Source organism: Paenibacillus sp. JT31N17, from assembly GCF_056269255.1.
On record NZ_JBWDNP010000002.1, the window covers coordinates 520,687 to 541,680 of the forward strand.

Sequence of the window (20,994 nt, forward strand, 5' to 3'; positions counted from 1 at the left end):
AGACGCGCGCCTGAGAGGGCGTGCGTTATCTTTTACTCTTTCAGCATATTAAACTCCGGCCTCTGTTCCTGCGGCCGGAGTTTTTGCTGTTCCGGGCCTCCAATGATTAACGGGAGCGGGAGCGGAGGGGCCAAATATCAAAAGAAATACATGCGTACAACTTTGTACCGTTCATAGATCGGAAGATCGTCTCCCCCATAGTCGGCCAAACGTTCTCGCCGGACTTCCGAATATAGACGACCCCAGCCAAATAATAGGCAACGTTCAGCTTATTTTGCGCTATTTTTGTTTAATTTGGGATAGAGGGCAAATGCTATCATTACCTATTTACTGCCGGGCTGAGGGCGGGAAGGACGATTTCGCTTATGGAGATTTTTCTGCTTGTCTTGTTTTTGCTGGGTCTGATCGCTTTATCCAATATGATCAACCGCTTGGTCTTCTTCATCCCGGTTCCATTAATTCAGATCGCGCTTGGCATGATAGTTGCGGTCATCCCTTTCGGATTCGAGATACCGCTGAGCCCTGACCTGTTCTTCGTGCTGTTTGTCGCACCGCTCTTATTCAATGACGGAAAACGGATACCGCGCGATGAACTGTGGAATATGCGGGCTCCCATCCTGCTGCTTGCGCTGGGGCTCGTGTTTGCCACGATGCTGGTGGGCGGGCATGTCATTCACTGGCTGATCCCGTCCATTCCGATGCCGGCGGCCTATGCGCTTGCAGCGATTTTGTCTCCGACGGATGCGGTGTCCGTCAGCGCGATTTCCGGACGGATCAAGCTGCCCAAAAGTATTATGCGGCTGCTTGAGGGAGAGGCGCTGATGAATGACGCTTCAGGGCTGGTTGCTTTCAAATTCGCCATTGCCGCCATGGTTACGGGCTCGTTCTCCCTGGGGGAAGCCGCCGCAAGCTTCCTGCTGATTGCGCTTGGGGGACTGCTGTGCGGTGCTGCGGCGGCTTTTCTCATTATCCGTTTTCGGGTATTTCTGCGCCGTTACGGGATTGAAGACATCACCATGCATATGCTCCTCCAGATCCTGACCCCTTTCGCGATCTATCTGATTGCCGAAGAAATTCATGTGTCGGGAGTGCTGGCGGTTGTGGCGGGGGGAATTGTCCACGCGATTGAGAGGGACCGCTCGGAGTCGCTGACGATGAAGCTGCAGTTCGTATCGGCCAGCACCTGGTCGGTTATTCTGTTTATCCTGAACGGGCTGGTTTTTGTTATTCTGGGTCTGCAAATACCAAGCGTGCTTGCTGCGATTTTCAAGGATAAAGCCTTTAATAATGTTCAGGTTATGGGCTATATTGTCGTCATTTCCCTTACCTTGATCGTGCTTCGTTTTCTGTGGGTTTATCTGTTCAGTGCGCTGGTTAACCGCGAGCAGAATGGCCGGAGGTTCAAGGCTGCCTTGTTAACCTCCTTGTCCGGCGTCCGCGGCGCGATTACGCTTGCAGGCGCATTCTCGATCCCGCTGTTTCTTGACGACGGAACGCTGTTTCCCGAACGGTCGCTCATTATTTTCCTAAGCGCAGGCGTTATCTTGTTCACGCTGATTGTCGCGAGCTTCATACTGCCGCTGATCCCTATGGAGAAGACGCCGCAGCAGAAGGGGCAGCAGAGCCAGGAAGAGCGGTTGAAGCAAGCCAAAATTCAAATTATGAACGCAGCTGTCAGCGCCATCAAGGAATCCATGCAGGAGGATAATAAGGCGGCGGCGATGACCGTTATTACGGATTACCGGAGACAGCTTCTGCATATCCGCTCGGAAGGGTCGAGCACCAAGGAAGGGGCTGAGGTCCGCGCAATGACCAAGCGTCTCCATCTTTATGCGCTTGCAGTGGAGCGGGAGACCGTGAAGCGGCTTTTCGAACAGGGGGAAATCCACCCTGGAGCCGTGCGGCGTGTTCAATTCATGCTTAACCAAACGGAGCTGATGCTCACCAACCGGGTTAAATATGCGGCTGTGCTGACGGTTGTCGTTGCAAGAAAACTGATCGTGAAGCTGATGGGCCATGCAAAAGAAGCGCTCACGGACGAGGATATACGGACATTGACAGAAGTCAAAAAGCAGGCTGCCGAAGCCGCTGTCGCCGCTGTTGAAGAAATGACGGATAAAAATAATAAGTCTGCCGCGCTCGCGGTCATCTCCCACTATCATGAGATGATTGAGCGTTTGAACAGCGGCATGCATGGTCGGAAGAAAACGCATCAGGCCGCTCTGGATGTGAAGGGGATTCACATCATGGCGATTCAGACCGAACGCGATGAAATTCAGAGTCTTTACGAGAAAGGGGAGATCACGCACGGCATGGCCAATAAATTGCGGATGTTCAGCAATTTTCGCGAAGCCTCCTTCTTCGAGGAAGAGGAGTTCGCCTGATGATCTGATACCCGGACCAGCCGCCGCGTAATAAGAGAAACCAGGATTGTGAATAATAGGATGGCTTGCCTCTTTATGCCGATTCAGCATCCAAAAGGAGAATCCTATGAAAAGCAATCTCGCCTGGTTCATTTCGGAGTGGAAATCCGTTCTCAGATCGCCCATGCTGTGTGTATCGCTTATCGGCGTCATGTTCATTCCCGTGCTGTACAGCGGGATGTATTTGTGGGCGTTCTGGGACCCTTACGCCCATATTGAGAAAATTCCGGTTGCCGTCGTCAATGAAGACCATCCCGTCGATTATGAAGGCACAACCTATGCGATCGGCAATGATTTGACCGATGAGCTGAAGAAGGATCATGCTTTCGACTGGGCATTCATCAGCCGGGAGCAGGCCGAGCAGGGGCTGCGCAGCAATGATTATTATTTCAGCATTATGATTCCGGAGGATTTCTCGAAGCGGGCCACGACGCTGACGGCCAATCAGCCCACCCCCCTCGAGCTCACAGTAGTAAGCAATGAAGGGCTTAATTATTCCGTATTCAAAATCGGCCAGTCCGGCGTGGAGAAGATTCGCCTCGAGCTGTCGAATCAGCTGAGCGAAAACTATGCTGCGACGATATTTCAGCAGCTTGAGCAGCTGAAGAACGGGCTGCAGCAGGCGAGCGGAGGAGCAGCCGGTCTTGGCGACGGCCTGAAGCAGCTGTCTGCCGGCACCTCGCAGCTGCTCGGCAGTGTCAAGGGACAGCAGGATGCGGTCAGCAAGCTGGATGAAGGCGGAGCCAGCCTGAAGGAGTCAGCGTCGAAGCTCGCAGCAGCCTCCCGGCAGCTGCAGACAGGAGCAGCGGAAATTGCCCGGGGCATGGCGCCCTTCGGCAAGGGCTTGTCCACGGCCGCGGCAGGGGGCAAGAAGCTGGAACAAGCCGTAGGCCAGCTTGCTTCGGGGATGCAGGGGATCAATACGCTGCTGAAGCAGTTCATCAGCGGGCATCCTGATCTGGCCGCTGATGAGAACATGGTCAAGCTGTCCGCAGCGGCGGCGAAAACATCGGCCGGGCTTGATCCGCTGGTGAAAGGCTTGAAGAGCCTGAATGCGGGCGTTGAGGAGCTAAGCGGCAAAGAGGGGCAGCTGGCAGCGGGAACCGCCCAAATCAGCGGAAAGCTCAGGGAGCTTTCCAAAGGGGCGTCTGATCTGAGCAAGGGAGCGCAATCTGTATCGGCAGGCATTCATGAGATCAGGGAAGGGTGGGACGGACTGATTGGCGGACTTGAGAAGCTCTCTGAAGGAGAAGCGAAGCTGATAGAGGGCAGCAGCCAGCTCGGCTCTTCCTTAAGCCAAGGCGCGGATCAATTAAGCCGGCTTCATGCCTCGCAGCCGCTGTATGAAATGATGGCGAATCCCGTCAGGCTGAAGGAGGAATCGATTAACAAGCTGCCCAATTACGGGACAGGCATGGCGCCTTTTTTTCTCTCCATCAGCCTTTATGTGGGAGCGCTGCTGCTCAGTACGGTTTTCCCTCTGCGGACGCCGGCTTCTCCTGCGCCTTCGGGATTTATCTGGGGCTTGACCAAATACAGCTTTCTCGCGGTTGTTTCTATCGTTCAGGTGCTGCTGATGAGTCTGATTATCATCCATGCAGTCGGACTGCACCCGCTGAGCCAGCCGTACTTTGTGCTTTTCGGGCTGCTGGCTAGCTTCGTGTTCATGGCATTGATTCAGCTGCTGGTGACCGCGGGTGATAATGTGGGGAGATTCGTGGCCGTCATTCTGCTCGTGCTCCAGCTGACGGCTACCTCGGGAACGTTTCCTGTCGAGCTGGGACCGCAAATCCTGCAGCGCATTCATGCTTTTCTGCCGGTATCGTATACGGTTGACGGATTCCGCAATATCATATCAACCGGCGATTACGGACTGGTGAGGGTGGACTCGCTGAGTTTATTATGCTTCGGGGCGGGAGCTCTGGTGGTTACGATTATTCTGCTCTCCCTGTTCAGCAGGGGAACACCCGCTGAAGGGAAATAATCTGCCGCCCGTGCATTCATTCTTGATACTCTGTGCTGGCAAGCCGTGAGAACAACAAGCCTGTCAGCGGGGGATCTGCGCTTTGATTGCCATTCCCGATAGAAAAGATTTGCGGGTCATGCTATCTTAATAAAGCGGGATTCATGAAATGTCCGACAATATCTCCGGGAGGTAAGTCCATCCATGCCTTTGTCATTTCCAATGCTTACGAATGAAGAGCGGGTTCGCCGTCTGGAACCGCCCAAGCGGACAGTAAGAGCTGTCCTCGATACGGATACGTATAACGAAATCGATGATCAGTTCGCGGTTGTTTATGCGTTGTTGTCTCCGGAACGTCTGAAAATGGAAGCGTTTTACGCAGCGCCCTTCCACAATGAGCTGTCCGATGGCCCGAGGGACGGCATGGAGAAAAGCTACAAGGAGTTAACGAAAATTCTGGGGTTGATGAACAGCGGGATCCCGGCTTATCCCGGATCGGACCGTTACTTATCCGGACCGGAAACGCCGGTGGAGAGCGAGGCCGCCCGCAATCTCGTAGAGCGCGCCATGGCTTCATCGGAGGACGATCCCCTCTATGTGCTTTCGATCGGCGCAATTACCAACGTCGCCTCAGCCATCTTGATGGAGCCGGAGATCATCCGCAAAATCGTTGTGGTATGGCTGGGAGGGCATTCTTTTCAGTGGAATGATACCAGGGAGTTTAATTTAATTCAGGATATTCATGCCTCACGGACGATCATGGACTGCGGCGTGCCGCTGGTGTTGATTCCGTGTATGGGCGTAACAACCCATCTGCTTACCACCCTCTCGGAAGTACGGGATTATGTGAAGGACCAAGGTGAAATCGGCCATTATTTATATGAGGTCTATCGGGATTGCATAACGGATCATAAAGGCTCGTCAAGGGTCATCTGGGATATTTCCACCGTGGCCTTCATGAATAATGAGAACTGGACGCCAAGCTCGCTTGTTCCAAGTCCCCATATTTCGGAGGATTTCCGGTGGGGCATGGATTCGTCAAGGCATCTCATCCGTTATGTGAACCATATTCATCGCGATCCGGTTTTCAAGGATTTATTCGCCAAGCTTCAGACAAGAGGACAATAAATCATCCGCGAGAGCGGCTGGCTGCTTGGCAATTCTTCCATCAGTACGAGCATCTGTTTCAGCCTGAACAGCACCTCCCGGCCGTTTCATAGGTCGGGAGGTGCTGTTTTTCGGGAATGTTAATGGTACAATACATCTAAATGTTGTTAAATTGTCCTTCCCGGAGGAGAAAATGAATTTATTATTCGAGCCTGTTTCACTGAATGGCATGTCTTTGCTGTGGGGTCATAAATCCTACTCGGACAGCAATTTCCGCGGGTTTTATCATTGGCATCAATGCTGTGAAATGCTGTTTGTCCATGAAGGCCAGGGAACCGTAATCGTGGAACAACAGACCTATGAAATCAAGCGGGGCATGCTGTTTTTCTTCCAGCCCTTTCAGCTTCACAAGGTGTATGCGAGCGTGAGCGCAGAGCGTCCTTATGTCCGCTCGATAATGCATTTCGATCCGGTTCGGATATCGGCGGGGCTGCAGGCATTCCCCGAACGTCAAAGCCTGTTCAATCTGTTGTGGCAGGGACAGACCAACCGCCAGGCGTATGATTTGAACGGGAATTTTGAATATATGAGCGGTATTTGCGATTTTTACGAGAGAGCGCACAGGATCGGAAAAGGAGAGAATGAGGAAGAAATCACGCTGCTGATGCTGCAGCTGTTGTCCTGCATTCAGGCAGCCGGCAGCGGCAGTCCGGATGAAGCATTCATGAACATCGCGCCAAGGCCGCTCAAATATTCAGAAGCGGTAATGCAGCGGCTGGAGAGCAGCTATGCGGAGGAATTCGATCTGGAGCAGTTGGCGAGGCAGCTGCATCTCTCCAAGTATTACGTTTCCCGTGTGTTCAGACAGGAGACCGGCAGCAACATAACGGATTATTTGACCGCCAGAAGAATCAAGCAGGCCTGCCGGTTGCTGCAAACCACGTCACTGCCCATCGACCGGATCGGCAGCGAGGTTGGCTTGCCGAACGTTTCTTATTTCATCCAGCTGTTCAAGAAAGTCGTCGGCGTCACACCGCTGAAATTCAGGAACAAGAGCTGAGTTGATATTCATAATAAGCTGCTCTAATCCCCATGAATCCGCCGATGCCGTGGGACGTAAGTGAATTGCCAAAATGTCCTTCTTCCGCTAGGATAAGAAACAGAGATGGATTCATAGGCTGACAGATTCCAAATACATACAGATCGGATGAGTGATGATGAAAAAAATCAAGCTTTTGCAACAGGTAGCGCAAGAACGTGTCGTCGCCGTTCTCAGAGGCGAATCCCCTGACGAAGTCATCGAAATGGCGAATCAATGCATTGCCGGCGGCATCAAGGTCATTGAAATCACGATGACAGTGCCGTTCGCGCTTAAGGCGATTGAGAAGCTGGCAATGTCGTATTCCAGCGATACGAAGGACCCGTCGAAATTCGCGATTATCGGGGTGGGCACGGCGCTTGACCCGGAAACCGCAAGGGCTGCCATTCTGAGCGGCGCCGAATTTGTGGTAGGGCCATCGCTGAATCCGGCTACGGTTACCTTATGCAACCGCTACCGTGTACCGGTTATGCCCGGCTGTATGACCATCAAGGAAATCCAGGAGGCACTGGAGCTGGGCGTGGATATCGTCAAGCTGTTCCCGGGCAACCTCTACTCGCCGGCCATGATCAAGGCGATCAAAGGTCCGGTTCCGCAAGCGAATATCATGCCGACAGGCGGCGTATCGCTTGACAATCTGGGCGACTGGATCAAAGCAGGCGCGGTGGCCGTCGGAATCGGCTCGGATCTCACAAGCGAAGCGGTGAAAAGCGGTAATTATGATCTGATCGCAAGCCGCGCAGGCCAATACATCGAAGCTTACCGCAATGCGAAGAACGCGGGATAATTCTTTTTTTAAATATCAGTCAGAAAGTATAAAATGTGGCTTCTGCTTTTCCGATATGTTTGGGAAAGAAACTAACTTTGCCCCCAAAAGACGGCGAAGCCGCTTCTACATGCTTGCTCTTGCTTCAAACCTGAAACTTCTTGTTTAAATAAGGGAGCGGCGGATTCGATCTGCTGCTCCCTTATTTTGTTCGCCTTTACAGCATTCACAGGGTTCACACCTTATAAGGGAGGAAACCAACTTTGCCCTAAAGACGGCTGCAGCCGTTTCTTTCCGGCTTGACGCGATGCGCCAGGTGGAGCCGACATTGGAATAAGGCTGCTTTTATTGTAAACTAAAAAAGATTAGCGACGGCAGAGGTGGAATAGACGCGGATGTTCATATATACACATTTATATACAATAATTACCATGCTTAATATTCCTCTTGCCATTACGGTCATATTCCTGGAGCGCCGCAATATCGGGGTGACATGGGCGTGGCTGATGGTTCTGCTGTTCTTGCCGGTGGTCGGATTCGCCGTCTATTTATTGTTCGGTCAGAACCTCAGCAAGCAGAAGCTATACAATATCAACAGGCGCAGCCGTATCATGATGGCGGCTCTGATTGAGAACCAGCGCAAGGATTTTCGGGAAAATCATATCACATTCACCGATCCCGCCATGGCGGATTACCGGGGTATGATCTACATGAACCTGTCCAGCGGCTATGCGCTGTATTCGCAGAACAACAGCGTGGATATCTTCACGAACGGAACCGATAAATTCGAGTGCCTGTTCAAAGAAATCGAACAAGCCCGGGAGAGCATCCACATGATGTATTACATCGTACAGAACGACGCTCTTGCCAGGCGCATGGCGGAAGCCCTCACCCGCAAAGCCAAAGAGGGCGTTCAGGTACGTTTCTTGTATGACGATATCGGAAGCTACCATCTCCCGCGGCATTTCTTCGACGAGCTGAAGCAGGCGGGGGGCCAGGTCTCGGCGTTTTTCCCGTCAAAGATCCCCTATTTGAACTTCCGGGTGAATTACCGCAATCACCGGAAGCTCGTAATCATTGACGGCGTCATCGGGTACATCGGCGGATTCAATATTGGCGACGAATATTTGGGTATTGACCAGCGCTTCGGCTTCTGGCGGGATACCCATCTGCGGTTGATAGGCAATTCCGTTCAGCAGATGCAGTCGCAATTTTTGCTGGACTGGAATCTGGCTTCTCCCTATATCGTCACCGGATCCGAGCCCGGTATGTTTAAAGAGGCGGAGGCATGCGGAACCGTCGGCATCCAGATTGTTTCGAGCGGCCCCAACCAGACGTTGGAGCAGATCAAGAACGCGTATATTAAGATGATCAATTCCGCGAGAAAGAGCATTTATATCCAGACGCCGTATTTCATTCCCGATGAAAGCCTGCTGGACGCACTCAAAATGGCGGTTCTGTCAGGCATTGACGTCCGGATGATGATTCCCAGCAAGCCGGATCACAAAATGGTCTATCTGGCCTCCTTCTCTTACCTTGGCGATTTGATGGAGCAGGGGATGAAATGTTATCTTTATGAGAAGGGATTTATGCATGCCAAGACGATTGTCGTGGACGGCAATATAGCCTCGGTCGGCACGGCGAATGTGGATATCCGCAGCTTCAAGCTCAATTTTGAAGTCAACGCCGTTATCTATGACACGGGTACGGCAACCCGGTTGAAGGAGATTTTCGAAGCAGATATGCTCGACAGCAGGGAACTGACCTACGAGGAATACAAGAAGAGGCCGTTGTTTCAACGGTTTAAGGAATCCTGCACACGATTGCTGTCCCCTATATTATAAAAAAGAGCAGGAAGCAGACAGGAGCTTGATCATCATGATGGAGAAGAAAATGGTAATGGAATGGGCAAGGCTGCTCATGAATTATAAATTCGCCTTGGACGAAGTGGAAACCAAGCTGACGATATTGAATGAGGAACTGCAATTTGTGCAGCATTATAACCCGATCGAGCATTTGAAAACGCGGATCAAGACGCCCGAGAGCATCTCCGAGAAGCTGCTGCGCAAGGGTCTGGAAGTGACGACAGCGAATGCGATTGCCCATATCCGGGATATCGCCGGGGTCAGAGTGACCTGTTCTTTTTCGGCCGATGTCTACCATGTGTATGAAATGATCAGCAGGCAAAGCGATGTTCAGGTTCTGGAGGTCAAGGATTATATCCAGAACCCCAAGCCCAACGGCTATCAGAGTCTGCATGTTATTATCCAGATTCCGGTATTTTTGTCCGACCGCATCGAGCATGTGAATGTGGAAATCCAGCTCCGTACGGTGGCCATGGATTTTTGGGCCAGTCTGGAGCATAAAATTTATTATCAATTCCATGAGGATATGCCGGAGTCGATCCGTGAACAGCTGAAGGATACCGCTCATATGATTGCCAGTCTGGACCAGCGGATGATGGGGCTGAACGAGGAAGTCAAGCGGCTGGCGAATCCTTTATCCGGACTGCTCCGGTCGTAAACCGTGCTTTTTGCGGAATTCTGAAGGCGTACACCTCATGGTTTGACGGAAGACCTTGATAAAGTAGCTGAGATTGTCAAAGCCGACATCCATCGCAATGGCGGAGATCTTCTTATCGGAAGCGGACAAGTATTCCCCGGCCTTCCTGATCCGGTAGGCATTCAAATACTCAATCGGCGTCGAGCGCGTCATGGACTTGAAGAAGCGGTTGAACTGGCCTTCGCTCATCGGGATCTGGTCAGCCAGCTCGCGCAGGCGGATCGAACGATGGTAGTGATTATGCATGTAGACGATAACAGTCTTCAGACGGTCGACACGGGTGGCATCGGAATGGAGGGCCTCGCTGCGGTCGCATGCCCGGCCTTCAACCCCGGACAGCTCGCCGAGCATGAGCATCAGCAGCGCCTTGATCCGGATTTCAAATCCGGGCTGCCTTTTGTGATAAGCGTCGATAATCGTATGAAGATGGACAAGCAGACCTTTCTCCCAACCGGATGCAGGAAGAATCCGGCGGGGGAAGGTTTTTTTGCGTTCCAGCAGCGGGGAAATATAATCCTTCTGAACGGCATCGAAGCTGCCGCTTTCCAGCCACCCGGCGTCAAAAACAATGGCGGTCATCCGGCATGGCGTATCGCCGAGTACGTCCAATGCGGCATGAATGTCTCCGCCATCGATAAACACGGCCTCGCCGGCCTTCACCGTAAAATACTCGGTGTCCACCTGGAACAGCACCTCGCCCTCCAGCACCAGGAGAAACTCGGTTTCCTCATGCCAATGGCAGTCAAAGCCTTTCCCGCCGGGCATGTATTGGTTCTCATATACACCCAGAGGCAGCATCGTATCGCCGTGCAGCCGGTTCTCCTTAAGCAGAGGCCGTATGATTTGATCCATAGCAAACAGCTCCTTGACGGAAAATGGGATCTTTGGATTAGTTTTGAGTCTATATGCGCATGATAATGTCGTAATTGTGTTATAAAAAGTCGTGATTCTATTAGTTTTGTCTATTTAATATCAGTATAATGCGACTATGCAGGATTTTAAAGTGTAAATTCAATGACCCTTGAAAGGAATGAGACTTAAGGTGAAATTTACAGACGGCAATTGGATGATTCGCGAGGGGTACCAGGTGCTTGGCGCTGTGCAAGCGCATGCAATCGACCAGGAGGATAACAGACTGACCGCTTATGTGTCCCCGCGGCCGATCGTGAACCGTTCCAGCATGCTCGATACGATGCTGCTGACGGTACGTTTTCATTCCCCGCTTCCGGGGGTAGTCGGAGTTAAGCTGATCCATCATGAGGGAGTTGCTGCCCGCGGTCCGGAATTTGAGCTGTCAGAGCAGACCGGCTCGCATGTGACGATCGAGGAGAACGACGAGGCTGTGCTGCTGAAGAGCGGCGGACTTACGGTGCGGATCAGCAAGGGAACCGAATGGGGTGTGGATTTCTATAGAGGCTCGCAGCGCATTACAGGGACCAGGCAGAAATCGATGGCCTATATTACGGATCCGGCCAAGCAGGCGTTCATGCGCGAGGAGCTGGATTTAGGCGTAGGGGAATATGTATACGGACTTGGCGAGCGCTTCACGCCGTTTGTGAAAAACGGTCAAATCGTCGACATCTGGAACAAGGACGGCGGTACCAGCTCGGAGCAATCCTACAAGAACATTCCCTTCTATGTATCGAGCAAAGGCTATGGAGTGTTCGTCAATCATCCGGAGTTGGTCTCTTTCGAGGTCGCGTCCGAGAAGGTCAAGAAGGTACAGTTCAGCGTGACCGGCGAGTCGCTGGAGTATTTCGTAATTGACGGTCCTACGATCAAGGACGTTCTTGGCAAATACACCGATTTGACCGGGAAACCGGCGCTTCCTCCGGCCTGGACGTTCGGCCTGTGGCTGACGACCTCCTTCACGACGAACTATGACGAGGCGACGGTGAACAGCTTTGTCGAGGGAATGGCCGAGCGCGATCTGCCGCTTCACGTCTTCCACTTCGATTGCTTCTGGATGCGCGAATTCCATTGGACGGATTTCAAATGGGATGAGCGGGTATTCCCCGATCCGGTGGGGATGCTGAAGCGGCTGAGAGAGAAAGGGCTTAAAATATGCGTATGGATCAATCCCTATATCGCCCAGCGTTCCCGGCTGTTTGAAGAAGGCAGGCAGAACGGCTATCTGGTGAAAAAAGCAAACGGCGACGTGTGGCAGTGGGATATGTGGCAGCCGGGCATGGCTCTTGTCGACTTTACGAACCCTGCAGCCTGCAAATGGTATGCCGGTTATCTGGAAGAGCTGGTCGATATGGGCGTAGACAGCTTCAAGACCGACTTCGGCGAAAGAATCCCGACAGACGTCGTGTACCATGACGGGTCGGATCCCGTTAAGATGCATAATTACTATACCTACCTTTACAATAAAGTGGTCTTCGAAGTGCTGGAGAACAAGCTCGGCAAGCAGGAAGCGGCGGTATTCGCCCGCTCGGCAACGGTTGGCGGACAGAAATTCCCTGTTCACTGGGGCGGGGACTGCTATGCGGATTATGAATCCATGGCAGAGAGTCTGCGCGGCGGCCTGTCGCTCGGAATGTCGGGCTTCGGCTTCTGGAGCCATGATATCGGCGGCTTCGAGAATACGGCGCCGCATCATATCTTCAAGCGTTGGCTGGCCTTCGGCTTATTGTCAAGCCACAGCCGCCTGCATGGCAGCAAATCGTACCGGGTGCCTTGGGCCTACGATGAAGAGGCAGTCGATGTGACGCGTTTCTTTACGAAGCTGAAATGCCGCCTGATGCCTTATCTGTTCAACACGGCCGGACAAGCGGCTGAGCTGGGCCTCCCCTCCATGCGGGCGATGGTGCTTGAATTTCCGGAGGATCCGGCAACGGAAACGCTGGACCGCCAGTATATGCTCGGCGATTCCATTCTGGTCGCGCCGGTGTTCCATGAACAAGGCGATGTTTCCTATTATCTGCCGCAAGGCACCTGGACCCATCTGCTTACCGGAGAGACCGTACAAGGAGGCTCATGGCGGAAGGAAAACTACAATTTCTTCAGCCTGCCGCTGTTTGTGCGCCAGAATTCCATCGTTGCGCTGGGGGCCAATGACCGGCGTCCGGACTATGATTTTGCAGACGGGGTCGAGCTTTCCCTGTATAATCTGGAGGATGGGCATACGGCGAGCACCGTGGTCCGCAGCATCAAAGGCGAGCCGGAGCTTGGCATAAGCGCAGGCCGCCAGGGAACAACCATACAGGTCGATGCCGAAGGCAGCGGCAAACCGTTCCGCTTCTCCCTGCAAGGGGGAGCAGCCATTGTTTCGGCTGAGGGGCATTCGGGAATTTCGATCGACGGAAACACCGTATCCATTCCTGCCGGATCGCCGAAGGTGAGCTTCAAACTTACGATTCAATAAGCCAGTGGCGCCAGCTGTAAACGGTAGATACCCCCTTATCTCACATGGAAGCTGTCTGTGAGGTGAGGGGGTTCTTTGCGCGGGCAGGAAAAATGTCTAATTATGAACTGAAAAAATGGAAAATTTTTAATAGTTTTTATCAAACTCCACTCGTTTAAAATGAAGAAAGCGTTTATTGCTAAAGCGCTTCCACAAGAAGGCCGGTTATAAACTGGCCAGAGCTGGCGGAAACAGTCCGTGCAGCATCCGAAGAAGAAAGGAGCCAGGCCCAGTGTTTCGGATCATCATTCGCGGAATTAACGATTTAAAGCTGAGAACCAAGCTGATCCTCTCCTTCATTGTTGTGGTATTCATCCCCGTCATGATTGTCGGGTTGTTCCTGACCAATGAGCTGCGGCATCAGGCGCTGGATAATGCGCTGGAGCAAACAGCTGTGAATGTGGACCGGGTCAAGAAACGGACCTCGGAGGTGATTAACGCCGCTTATGATATTTCTTACCGTCTTTCCAATGACAGCCGGTTGGCCCGTCTGGCGGCTACGGAATACGAGACGGTCTATGATGTGGTCAAGGCCTATATGGATTATCCCGATATCAAGGAATATATCAGCCTGTACAAGGAAATTTCCAACATCCGCATCTATCTGGACAATCCTACGCTGCTGGATAATTGGGAGTTTATTCAACCCAGCGAGTCCATTATTAATTCCGGCTGGTATCAATCCGCCATGAGCAGCAGCGGCCTGATCGGCTGGAATTATATCGAGGACGAACGGGACGGCAAGAAATATTTGAGCCTGATCCGCAAGATTGATTTCCGCGACGAGATGAGCAGCGCCGTGCTGGTCATCAACGTCAACTCCCGGATGCTCGATGCGATTTTGAACCAGGAAACCTTCGAGACCATGATTGTCGATGAGAACAACAATATTATATCGTCCAACCGGCCGGGCCGGGTAGGCAAGGATCTGTCGGAGATCGATTTTGACCGGAATATCGTGAACAAGCAAAGCGGCACTTATAATGCAGTGGTCAATGAACAATCGTCCAAAATCCGGATTGAAACCCTTATTCCTCTTTCCAGCTTGAATGGTATCCGGATTTTGTCGGTATTTTCGGTCAAAACCATCGTGAAGGATGCCAACCAGATTATCATTCTGGCGACCATTGTTATTTTCATCAGCCTGATTGTTGCTATTGTCCTGATCTATGGCTTCTCCAATCTTCTCTCCAAGCGCATGCTGCGTTTAAGCAAGCATATTACGAAGGTGGCTACGGGAAATCTCGATGTGACGCTTGCGATCGACGGCAAGGATGAGATCGGCCAGCTGTCCAGGCAGTTCAATGCGATGGTCGGGAGTATCAACGTCCTGCTCGCCGAGGTTCAGGAATCCAATCTGCAGAAGACCCAGCTTGTTACCAGGCAGAATGAAATCAAATTCAAAATGCTGGCGAGCCAGATTAATCCGCATTTTCTCTTCAACGCCCTGGAGTCGATCCGGATGAAAGCCCATATCAAGGGCGAGAAGGAGATAGCCAAGGTCGTCAGGCTGCTCGGGAGAATGATGAGGAAGAATCTGGAGGCGGGAAGCAAAGAAGTGACTTTGCGAAGCGAAATCGAGGTCGTCCGCTGCTATCTGGATATTCAGAAATTCCGCTACGAGAGCCGGCTGGGCTATGAGCTTGTGATCGATCCTCTGACTGAGCAGCTGCATATTCTCCCGCTCATTATCCAGCCGCTTGTTGAGAACGCTGTCATTCATGGACTGGAGAACAAGCAGGAGGGCGGATACGTGCGGATCAAGGCTGAGCTGATGGATAAATGGATGCGTATCGAAGTGTCGGATAACGGGGAGGGAATGGATAAGGAGAGGCTTGATTTTGTGCTGCGCTCCCTTGAGGAGCAGGAGGACGAAGCCAATAACCGGATCGGTCTGCGGAATGTGCATATGAGACTTCAGCTCTCTTACGGGAGGGAGCATGGACTTGTGATCACTAGCAGCCCGGATAGCGGGACGAAGATAAGTTTTACAATTCCGACAGGAGGCGGTAAACATGTACAAAGTGCTGATAGCTGACGATGAGCCTACGATTCGTGAAGGGCTGCGGACGCTTATTGAATGGGAGATGTACGGTTATGAGGTCGTGGATACCGCTGCAAACGGTCAAGAGGCGCTCCAGAAGGCTGCCGATCATTCGCCTGATCTGATTATTGCGGATATCCGGATGCCAGGGATGAGCGGTCTGGAGCTGGTGGAGGCGCTCCGGAAGAACGGCTCCACTCTTCATGTCCTTATTCTGAGCGGATACGCCGACTTCGATTATGCCAAGAAAGCCATCTCCCTGCAGATTGATGGTTACATGTTAAAGCCCGTCGATGAGGATGAGCTGATCGAGTATTTGGAGGTGCTCCGGATGACGCTCGAACGGGAGAAACAGGACAAACAGAAGACGGCCGCGTTCAGCGGCTTGTCCAGAGAATTAATCGTGCAATCCCTGCTTGCGCCGGGAGGCTCGCCGGTTAACGCTTATAGCGAGGAGGAGATTCTGGCTGCGGGATTGCTGTGGGATTGCTATGAGATAATATTGATCAAGTTTCAAGCAATGGAGCAGGCGCCTGAACCAAGAGCTTCCGCGCTTCTGAAAAGCACGTTATGCGAATTGTACGAACAATCGGGCAGAGGCGTCGTTTTTTCCATGGAGCCGTATGTGGGTCTGCTGCTGAATGGTGATCTGCATAATGAGCATACACGTCATCATATTCACACTGAAATCGCTGCAGTCGCGGCGCGGCAGAGTATGGAATTTATCGCTGCCTCTGGCGGCTGCGTAAGGAGTCTGACGGACATTGGCGCTTCCTGCGGGGAGGTTATGCGGCTCATGAACCAGCGCTTTTATTACGCTGAGGATCTGATTGCGGCTCCCGGAGATATCCCAGCCAGCCTCCCGGCATCAGGCGGTTCCGATAACGAGCCGATGCCTGACTATTCCGCTGTCGCCGATAAAATCTATTTCGCGATCGATGTCGGCAACCGTATGTCCGTAGCCCAGCTGGTTTCGGAAGCAGCAGACCGAATGCTTGCCGTGGGATGCCCGGAGCCCAAGATCAAATCCGGCTTTGTCCAAATCATTACGGAGACGCTCGCCAAACTCGCACGGAATCATTCCGCCAATCCGTCCGTGAGTCAGGACCATTCCGCAGGTATTCTCGATATCTACCGGCAGATGACCTGCAGCTCGCTTGTGCGGCATGTAACCGGCTATCTGCAAACGCTCATTAACGAGCAGCCAGGCGGAGGGATTGACAAGCAGATGAGGAAAATGATCGACCTGATCCAGCGGAATTACCATGAGAATCTGAAGCTCGAAACGCTGGCTGAGGTGTTCAATTATAACAGTGCTTACCTGGGCAAGCTGTTCAAAAATGTAACCGGCGAATACTTTAATACCTACCTCGACAAAGTCAGGATCGAGAAGGCCAAAGAGTTCCTGGACAGCGGCTTGAAGGTCTATCAGGTGGCAGAGAAGGTCGGCTATACGAACGTCGATTATTTTCACAGCAAATTCCGCAAGTACGAAGGTTCTTCGCCTTCCGCTTACCGCAAGAAGTAGGCGGAGCAGGTGGAAATAGTCTGTAGAAGCGTAAGCGTTCGCCTTTGTACCCCGAATTTATCGGATAAAGGGTTCCAAAATAAAAATTCGGGTACAACAGCGATCTCGACAAGTGACAAGCGATAGACATGCTTGCAGCACTTGCGAGTATCGGAAGATGTTTCCACATGCGCAGCCAGTCTTTTTCTAAATAAAAGAACGTATAAAATTTCTCCATACTTTGCTTCTATTTCGGTGGGAAGAAACTTACTGTGCCGCCAAAAGGACGGCCTCAGCCGTTTCTTCTTGACGGACGTTCAAAGCGCTGATTTTTATATGATTTTCGCTTGAATTGGTCGGGTATTGCGGGCATCGCATTTCCATTATCATAAGGACATACAGCAAGGAGGGAAATACATGGCAGCGGTTACAACCGAAATGAAAGCCCCTGCGAAGCATGGCAGAAAACGATTCTGGAGCGTTTTTTTCCAGCAGCGGTATCTGTATCTCATGTCGCTTCCTTTTATCGCATGGGTATTCGTGTTCAGCTATCTGCCCCTGTGGGGCTGGACGATGGCATTCCAGAAATTCAAGCCGGGGCGAAGCTTCTTCGATCAGGAGTGGGTGGGGCTTCAGTACTTCAAGGAACTATTTCACGATCCGCAATTTTACCAGGTGCTCCGCAACACGCTGGCCATGAGTACGATGGGACTGGTCGCCGGCTTCACGGTACCGATCATCTTCGCGATCGTGCTGAACGAAGTGAAAGCGATGGCCGTCAAGCGTTTTGTGCAAACGGTTTCGTACCTTCCGCATTTCGTGTCCTGGGTCGTCGTCGCAGGTATCGTAACGAAGATGCTGGCAACCGACGGCGCCGTCAACGGGCTGCTTATGAGTCTGAACATCATCGATCAGCCGATCCAGTATATGGCGAAGGGCAATTTGTTCTGGTATATCGTAACCGGCTCGGATGTCTGGAAAGAGATGGGCTGGAACACGATCATCTATCTGGCCGCCATTGCCGGCATTGGGCCCGAGCTGTATGAAGCGGCGAAGGTAGACGGTGCGAACCGGATCCAGCAGATATGGAATATTACGCTTCCGGGCATCCGCTCTACGATCATCATTCTGCTGATCATCTCCATCGGCCACCTGGTCAGCATCGGCTTCGAGAAGCAATTCCTGCTCGGCAATCCGCTTGTCAGCGACTATTCGCAGGTGCTTGACCTCTACGCGCTGAACTACGGGCTTGGCATGGGACGGTTCTCCTTCGGTACAGCGATCAATATTTTCAACTCTCTGATCAGCATCATCCTGCTGCTTGTCGCAAACGGCATATTCAAAAAAGTAACCAAAGAAAGTATTTTCTAGGAGGGATGCCGCATGGCTTCGCGCAAATGGTCCTCCGGGGCATCCTGGCCGGACAGAACCTTTGACCTGCTTGTCTATCTCATTCTGGCGGTCGTTACGATTGTAACGCTGTATCCGTTCCTGAATGTGCTGGCGATATCGCTTAACGATTCCACCGACAGCGTGCGCGGCGGACTCACCATTTATCCCCGGGTGTTTACGCTGAAGAACTACGAGACGATTTTTGCCTTTGGCGGGCTGATTACCGGGCTGAAAATCTCCATTCTCCGAACGGTTATCGGGACGATTCTGGGGCTTGTCAGCGCTTCGATGCTGGCCTTCACGATCAGCCGCATTGATTTTCAGGGACGCAGATTCGTTTCGGCTTTCCTCGCAATGACGATGTATATATCTGGCGGGCTGATTCCGTTCTACATTCTGATTCGCGACCTGCATATGATCGGCACCTTCGCCGTCTACGTGCTTCCCGGACTTGTGAGCGCATTCAACGTCTTCATCATCCGTTCCTTCATCGATGGCATTCCTTATGCGCTGCAGGAGTCGGCGAAGCTGGACGGGGCGAACGACTGGACGATCTTCTGGCGTGTCATCCTGCCGCTGACCAAGCCGGCGCTGGCGACGATCGCGCTGTTCCTGGCGGTGGGACAATGGAACTCCTGGTTCGATACCTATCTGTTCAACGGCTCGAAGGAACACTTGACTACCCTGCAGTTTGAACTGATGAAGGTGCTGCAGAGCACGACGACCAACGCCGATTCCTTCCGCGGCCGCAACATGACCGAGGTCATGCGCCAAATCTCGCCTGAATCGGTGAAGATGGCCATTACGATCGTCGTGACCGTTCCCATTCTGGTCGTCTATCCGTTCCTGCAGAAGTATTTTGTAAAAGGCATGACGCTCGGCGCGGTCAAGAGCTGAGCGCAGCTGATAAACCGGTATAGACAGATAATCTGTTCATTACGATATTTCTTTACTACAAATTGGGAGGGTTTTTACGCATGATGAACACAAGATCCAAAGCGGCGGCGCTGCTCATGACATTCGCGCTCTCCGTCGGCCTGCTGGCCGGCTGCTCCAGCAACAATAATGGCGAGAACAGCAAGGCTGCGAACAACACCGGCACGGCGAATACGAGCACGAACGCCGGTGCGGAAACAGAAGACTTGTCCCCGGTCACATTCAGCTTTTTCGCCGAGGATCCGAATCCCAACTGGAACAACATGCAGGATGAAGTGTCCAAGGAAATTACGAAGAAAACAGGCGTTACCCTCGATGCGGAATTTGCCGTAGGCGATCCGGCCCAGAAGGTTGCGCTCATGGCGGCAAGCGGTCAATATCCGGACATCATTTCGGCCAAAGGCGATATCGGCAAGCTCGTCGATGCCGGCGGCGTCATCGATCTGACCGACTTGATCAACAAATATGCGCCCAATATCAAGAGAGTGCTAGGTCCTTACCTCAGCCGGGCCAAATATACAACTGAGGATCAGTCCATCTACGCCATTCCGACCTGGGCAGCCGTTGATGAACAGCGATTCGTGGCCGGTGGAGGCTTCGAGCTTCAGCATCGCGTCGTGAAGGAAGCGGGTTACCCGCAGATTCGTACCGTACAGGATTATGAGAAGGCGATCAAGGATTATCTGGCCAAGCATCCGACGGACGAGAATGGCAACAAGAACATCGGAGTATCGCTGAATGCGGATGACTGGCATATACAAATCTCCGTTACCAACCCGGCCGTTGCCACAACCGGCGGATCCGATGACGGCGAATACTGGGTCGATCAGGACACATTTGAAGCCAAGTACCACTTTCGCCGTCCGGAAGAAAAGGAATATTTCCGCTGGCTGAACCATATGAACGCCGAAGGGCTGCTTGACCCGGAAAGCTTTGTGCAAAAGTATGACCAGTACAAAGCCAAGGTCGCTTCCGGCCGCGTACTCGGCTTGATCGACCAGGACTGGGATTACAACGACGGCCAGCAGGCTCTGAAGTCAGCCGGCAAGTTGGACCAGACATACGGTCATTATCCGGTGACCCTGAGCGAAGATTTCAAGGAAACGTCATTCTGGCCAACCGGTTTCATGGGCGGCTACGGGATCTCGATTTCAAGCACGGCGAAGGATCCGGTGCGCATCATCAAGTTCCTGGATTTCCTCGCATCCGATGAAGGCCAGATTCTCAACAACTGGGGGATTGAAGGCAAGCATTATGTCATGGAGGACGGCAAGCGCGTCGTACCGCAGGAAGTGCAGGACCGCATCAATAACGACAACACGGCATTCACAAAAGAAACCGGTATCGGCTTCTATTGGAACATGATGGTGCACTATGGCGACGGCGCGAAGGATTCAACCGGCAACTACTATACCAAGAACAATCCGGAGATGATCCCGACCGGCTACAGCGATGTGGAAAAAGAAACGCTCAAAGCGTATGATGCTACAATTTGGAAGGATCTATTCCCCAAAGAAGACGAGTTCAAGGTGAAGGCATACGGCGCAGCCTGGAATATCCAGATCCCGGGCGAGGATGAAGTAGCCGTTCTCGGCAACAAGATGAAGGACATCACCTGGAAGCGCGTTCCGGAGGCGATCCTGGCGAAGCCGGAGAACTTCGATAAAGTCTGGGAGGCGTACCAGCAGGATCTGATCAAAGCGGGCGTTGAGAAAATGGAAAAAGGATATACGAAATACGTGCAGGACCGCGTTGCATTGTGGAGTGCCGATTCCGGCCAATAAAC

14 protein-coding genes are annotated in these 20,994 nt (G+C 52.4%); 13 read left to right on the forward strand and 1 reads right to left on the reverse strand.

Going from position 1 to position 20,994, the window contains the following annotated elements; translation table 11 throughout:
* Nucleotides 1-365: 365 nt before the first annotated feature.
* The 7 genes from AC0YOB_RS09830 to AC0YOB_RS09860 all read left to right on the forward strand — a co-directional run bounded on the left by AC0YOB_RS09830 (nt 366) and on the right by AC0YOB_RS09860 (nt 9,881).
* Nucleotides 366-2,384: a Na+/H+ antiporter gene (locus tag AC0YOB_RS09830; RefSeq protein WP_475792691.1), complete on the forward strand. Its 2,019-nt coding sequence runs from the start codon at nt 366-368 to the stop codon at nt 2,382-2,384.
* Nucleotides 2,385-2,490: 106 nt separating this feature from the next.
* Entirely contained in the window at nt 2,491-4,407 is a 1,917-nt protein-coding gene (locus AC0YOB_RS09835) for a YhgE/Pip family protein (RefSeq protein ID WP_475792692.1), read from the forward strand.
* Between the two features lie 183 nt (nt 4,408-4,590).
* Complete coding sequence (locus AC0YOB_RS09840) at nt 4,591-5,514, forward strand: nucleoside hydrolase (protein ID WP_475792693.1); 924 nt, start codon at nt 4,591-4,593, stop codon at nt 5,512-5,514.
* Between the two features lie 172 nt (nt 5,515-5,686).
* The gene (locus tag AC0YOB_RS09845; protein ID WP_475792694.1) at nt 5,687-6,553 is read left to right on the forward strand and encodes a helix-turn-helix domain-containing protein; all 867 of its coding nucleotides are present in this window, start codon (nt 5,687-5,689) and stop codon (nt 6,551-6,553) included.
* A 157-nt stretch (nt 6,554-6,710) separates the two neighbouring features.
* Nucleotides 6,711-7,379, forward strand: coding sequence for a bifunctional 2-keto-4-hydroxyglutarate aldolase/2-keto-3-deoxy-6-phosphogluconate aldolase (locus tag AC0YOB_RS09850; RefSeq protein ID WP_475792695.1), 669 nt, complete (start codon nt 6,711-6,713; stop codon nt 7,377-7,379).
* Nucleotides 7,380-7,753: 374 nt separating this feature from the next.
* On the forward strand, nt 7,754-9,202 hold the full coding sequence (gene cls, locus AC0YOB_RS09855) for a cardiolipin synthase (protein WP_475792696.1): 1,449 nt from the start codon (nt 7,754-7,756) through the stop codon (nt 9,200-9,202).
* Nucleotides 9,203-9,236: 34 nt separating this feature from the next.
* On the forward strand, nt 9,237-9,881 hold the full coding sequence (locus AC0YOB_RS09860; RefSeq protein ID WP_379112840.1) for a GTP pyrophosphokinase: 645 nt from the start codon (nt 9,237-9,239) through the stop codon (nt 9,879-9,881).
* Here the strand turns inward: AC0YOB_RS09860 and AC0YOB_RS09865 are convergent.
* On the reverse strand, nt 9,858-10,772 hold the full coding sequence (locus AC0YOB_RS09865; RefSeq protein WP_475769298.1) for an AraC family transcriptional regulator: 915 nt from the start codon (nt 10,770-10,772) through the stop codon (nt 9,858-9,860). The genes AC0YOB_RS09860 and AC0YOB_RS09865 overlap by 24 nt on opposite strands.
* 190 nt (nt 10,773-10,962) lie before the next feature.
* Here AC0YOB_RS09865 and yicI point away from each other — a divergent pair, with 190 nt between their 5' ends.
* The 6 genes from yicI to AC0YOB_RS09895 all read left to right on the forward strand — a co-directional run bounded on the left by yicI (nt 10,963) and on the right by AC0YOB_RS09895 (nt 20,992).
* Complete coding sequence (yicI, locus tag AC0YOB_RS09870; protein ID WP_475792697.1) at nt 10,963-13,290, forward strand: alpha-xylosidase; 2,328 nt, start codon at nt 10,963-10,965, stop codon at nt 13,288-13,290.
* 271 nt (nt 13,291-13,561) lie between these two features.
* On the forward strand, nt 13,562-15,367 hold the full coding sequence (locus AC0YOB_RS09875; RefSeq protein ID WP_475792698.1) for a cache domain-containing sensor histidine kinase: 1,806 nt from the start codon (nt 13,562-13,564) through the stop codon (nt 15,365-15,367).
* Complete coding sequence (locus AC0YOB_RS09880; protein ID WP_475792699.1) at nt 15,345-16,901, forward strand: response regulator transcription factor; 1,557 nt, start codon at nt 15,345-15,347, stop codon at nt 16,899-16,901. The genes AC0YOB_RS09875 and AC0YOB_RS09880 overlap by 23 nt, the downstream gene beginning before the upstream one ends.
* Before the next feature lie 396 nt (nt 16,902-17,297).
* The gene (locus AC0YOB_RS09885) at nt 17,298-18,251 is read left to right on the forward strand and encodes an ABC transporter permease (RefSeq protein ID WP_210037363.1); all 954 of its coding nucleotides are present in this window, start codon (nt 17,298-17,300) and stop codon (nt 18,249-18,251) included.
* Nucleotides 18,252-18,263: 12 nt separating this feature from the next.
* A complete protein-coding gene (locus tag AC0YOB_RS09890; protein WP_210037364.1) occupies nt 18,264-19,169 on the forward strand; it encodes a carbohydrate ABC transporter permease in 906 nt (301 codons plus the stop codon).
* A gap of 83 nt (nt 19,170-19,252) precedes the next feature.
* Complete coding sequence (locus tag AC0YOB_RS09895; protein WP_210037638.1) at nt 19,253-20,992, forward strand: ABC transporter substrate-binding protein; 1,740 nt, start codon at nt 19,253-19,255, stop codon at nt 20,990-20,992.
* Nucleotides 20,993-20,994 lie beyond the last annotated feature (2 nt).

What these genes read in the sequence shown, in the direction of transcription:
- AC0YOB_RS09850 (WP_475792695.1), top strand. Translation starts at nt 6,711, where the DNA reads ATGAAAAAAATCAAGCTTTTGCAACAGGTAGCGCAAGAACGTGTCGTC.
- AC0YOB_RS09895 (WP_210037638.1), top strand. Translation starts at nt 19,253, where the DNA reads ATGAACACAAGATCCAAAGCGGCGGCGCTGCTCATGACATTCGCGCTC.
- AC0YOB_RS09845 (WP_475792694.1), top strand. Translation starts at nt 5,687, where the DNA reads ATGAATTTATTATTCGAGCCTGTTTCACTGAATGGCATGTCTTTGCTG.
- AC0YOB_RS09860 (WP_379112840.1), top strand. Translation starts at nt 9,237, where the DNA reads ATGATGGAGAAGAAAATGGTAATGGAATGGGCAAGGCTGCTCATGAAT.
- AC0YOB_RS09830 (WP_475792691.1), top strand. Translation starts at nt 366, where the DNA reads ATGGAGATTTTTCTGCTTGTCTTGTTTTTGCTGGGTCTGATCGCTTTA.
- cls (WP_475792696.1), top strand. Translation starts at nt 7,754, where the DNA reads ATGTTCATATATACACATTTATATACAATAATTACCATGCTTAATATT.
- AC0YOB_RS09865 (WP_475769298.1), bottom strand. Translation starts at nt 10,772, where the DNA reads ATGGATCAAATCATACGGCCTCTGCTTAAGGAGAACCGGCTGCACGGC.
- AC0YOB_RS09840 (WP_475792693.1), top strand. Translation starts at nt 4,591, where the DNA reads ATGCCTTTGTCATTTCCAATGCTTACGAATGAAGAGCGGGTTCGCCGT.
- AC0YOB_RS09835 (WP_475792692.1), top strand. Translation starts at nt 2,491, where the DNA reads ATGAAAAGCAATCTCGCCTGGTTCATTTCGGAGTGGAAATCCGTTCTC.
- AC0YOB_RS09885 (WP_210037363.1), top strand. Translation starts at nt 17,298, where the DNA reads ATGGCAGCGGTTACAACCGAAATGAAAGCCCCTGCGAAGCATGGCAGA.
- AC0YOB_RS09890 (WP_210037364.1), top strand. Translation starts at nt 18,264, where the DNA reads ATGGCTTCGCGCAAATGGTCCTCCGGGGCATCCTGGCCGGACAGAACC.
- AC0YOB_RS09880 (WP_475792699.1), top strand. Translation starts at nt 15,345, where the DNA reads ATGTACAAAGTGCTGATAGCTGACGATGAGCCTACGATTCGTGAAGGG.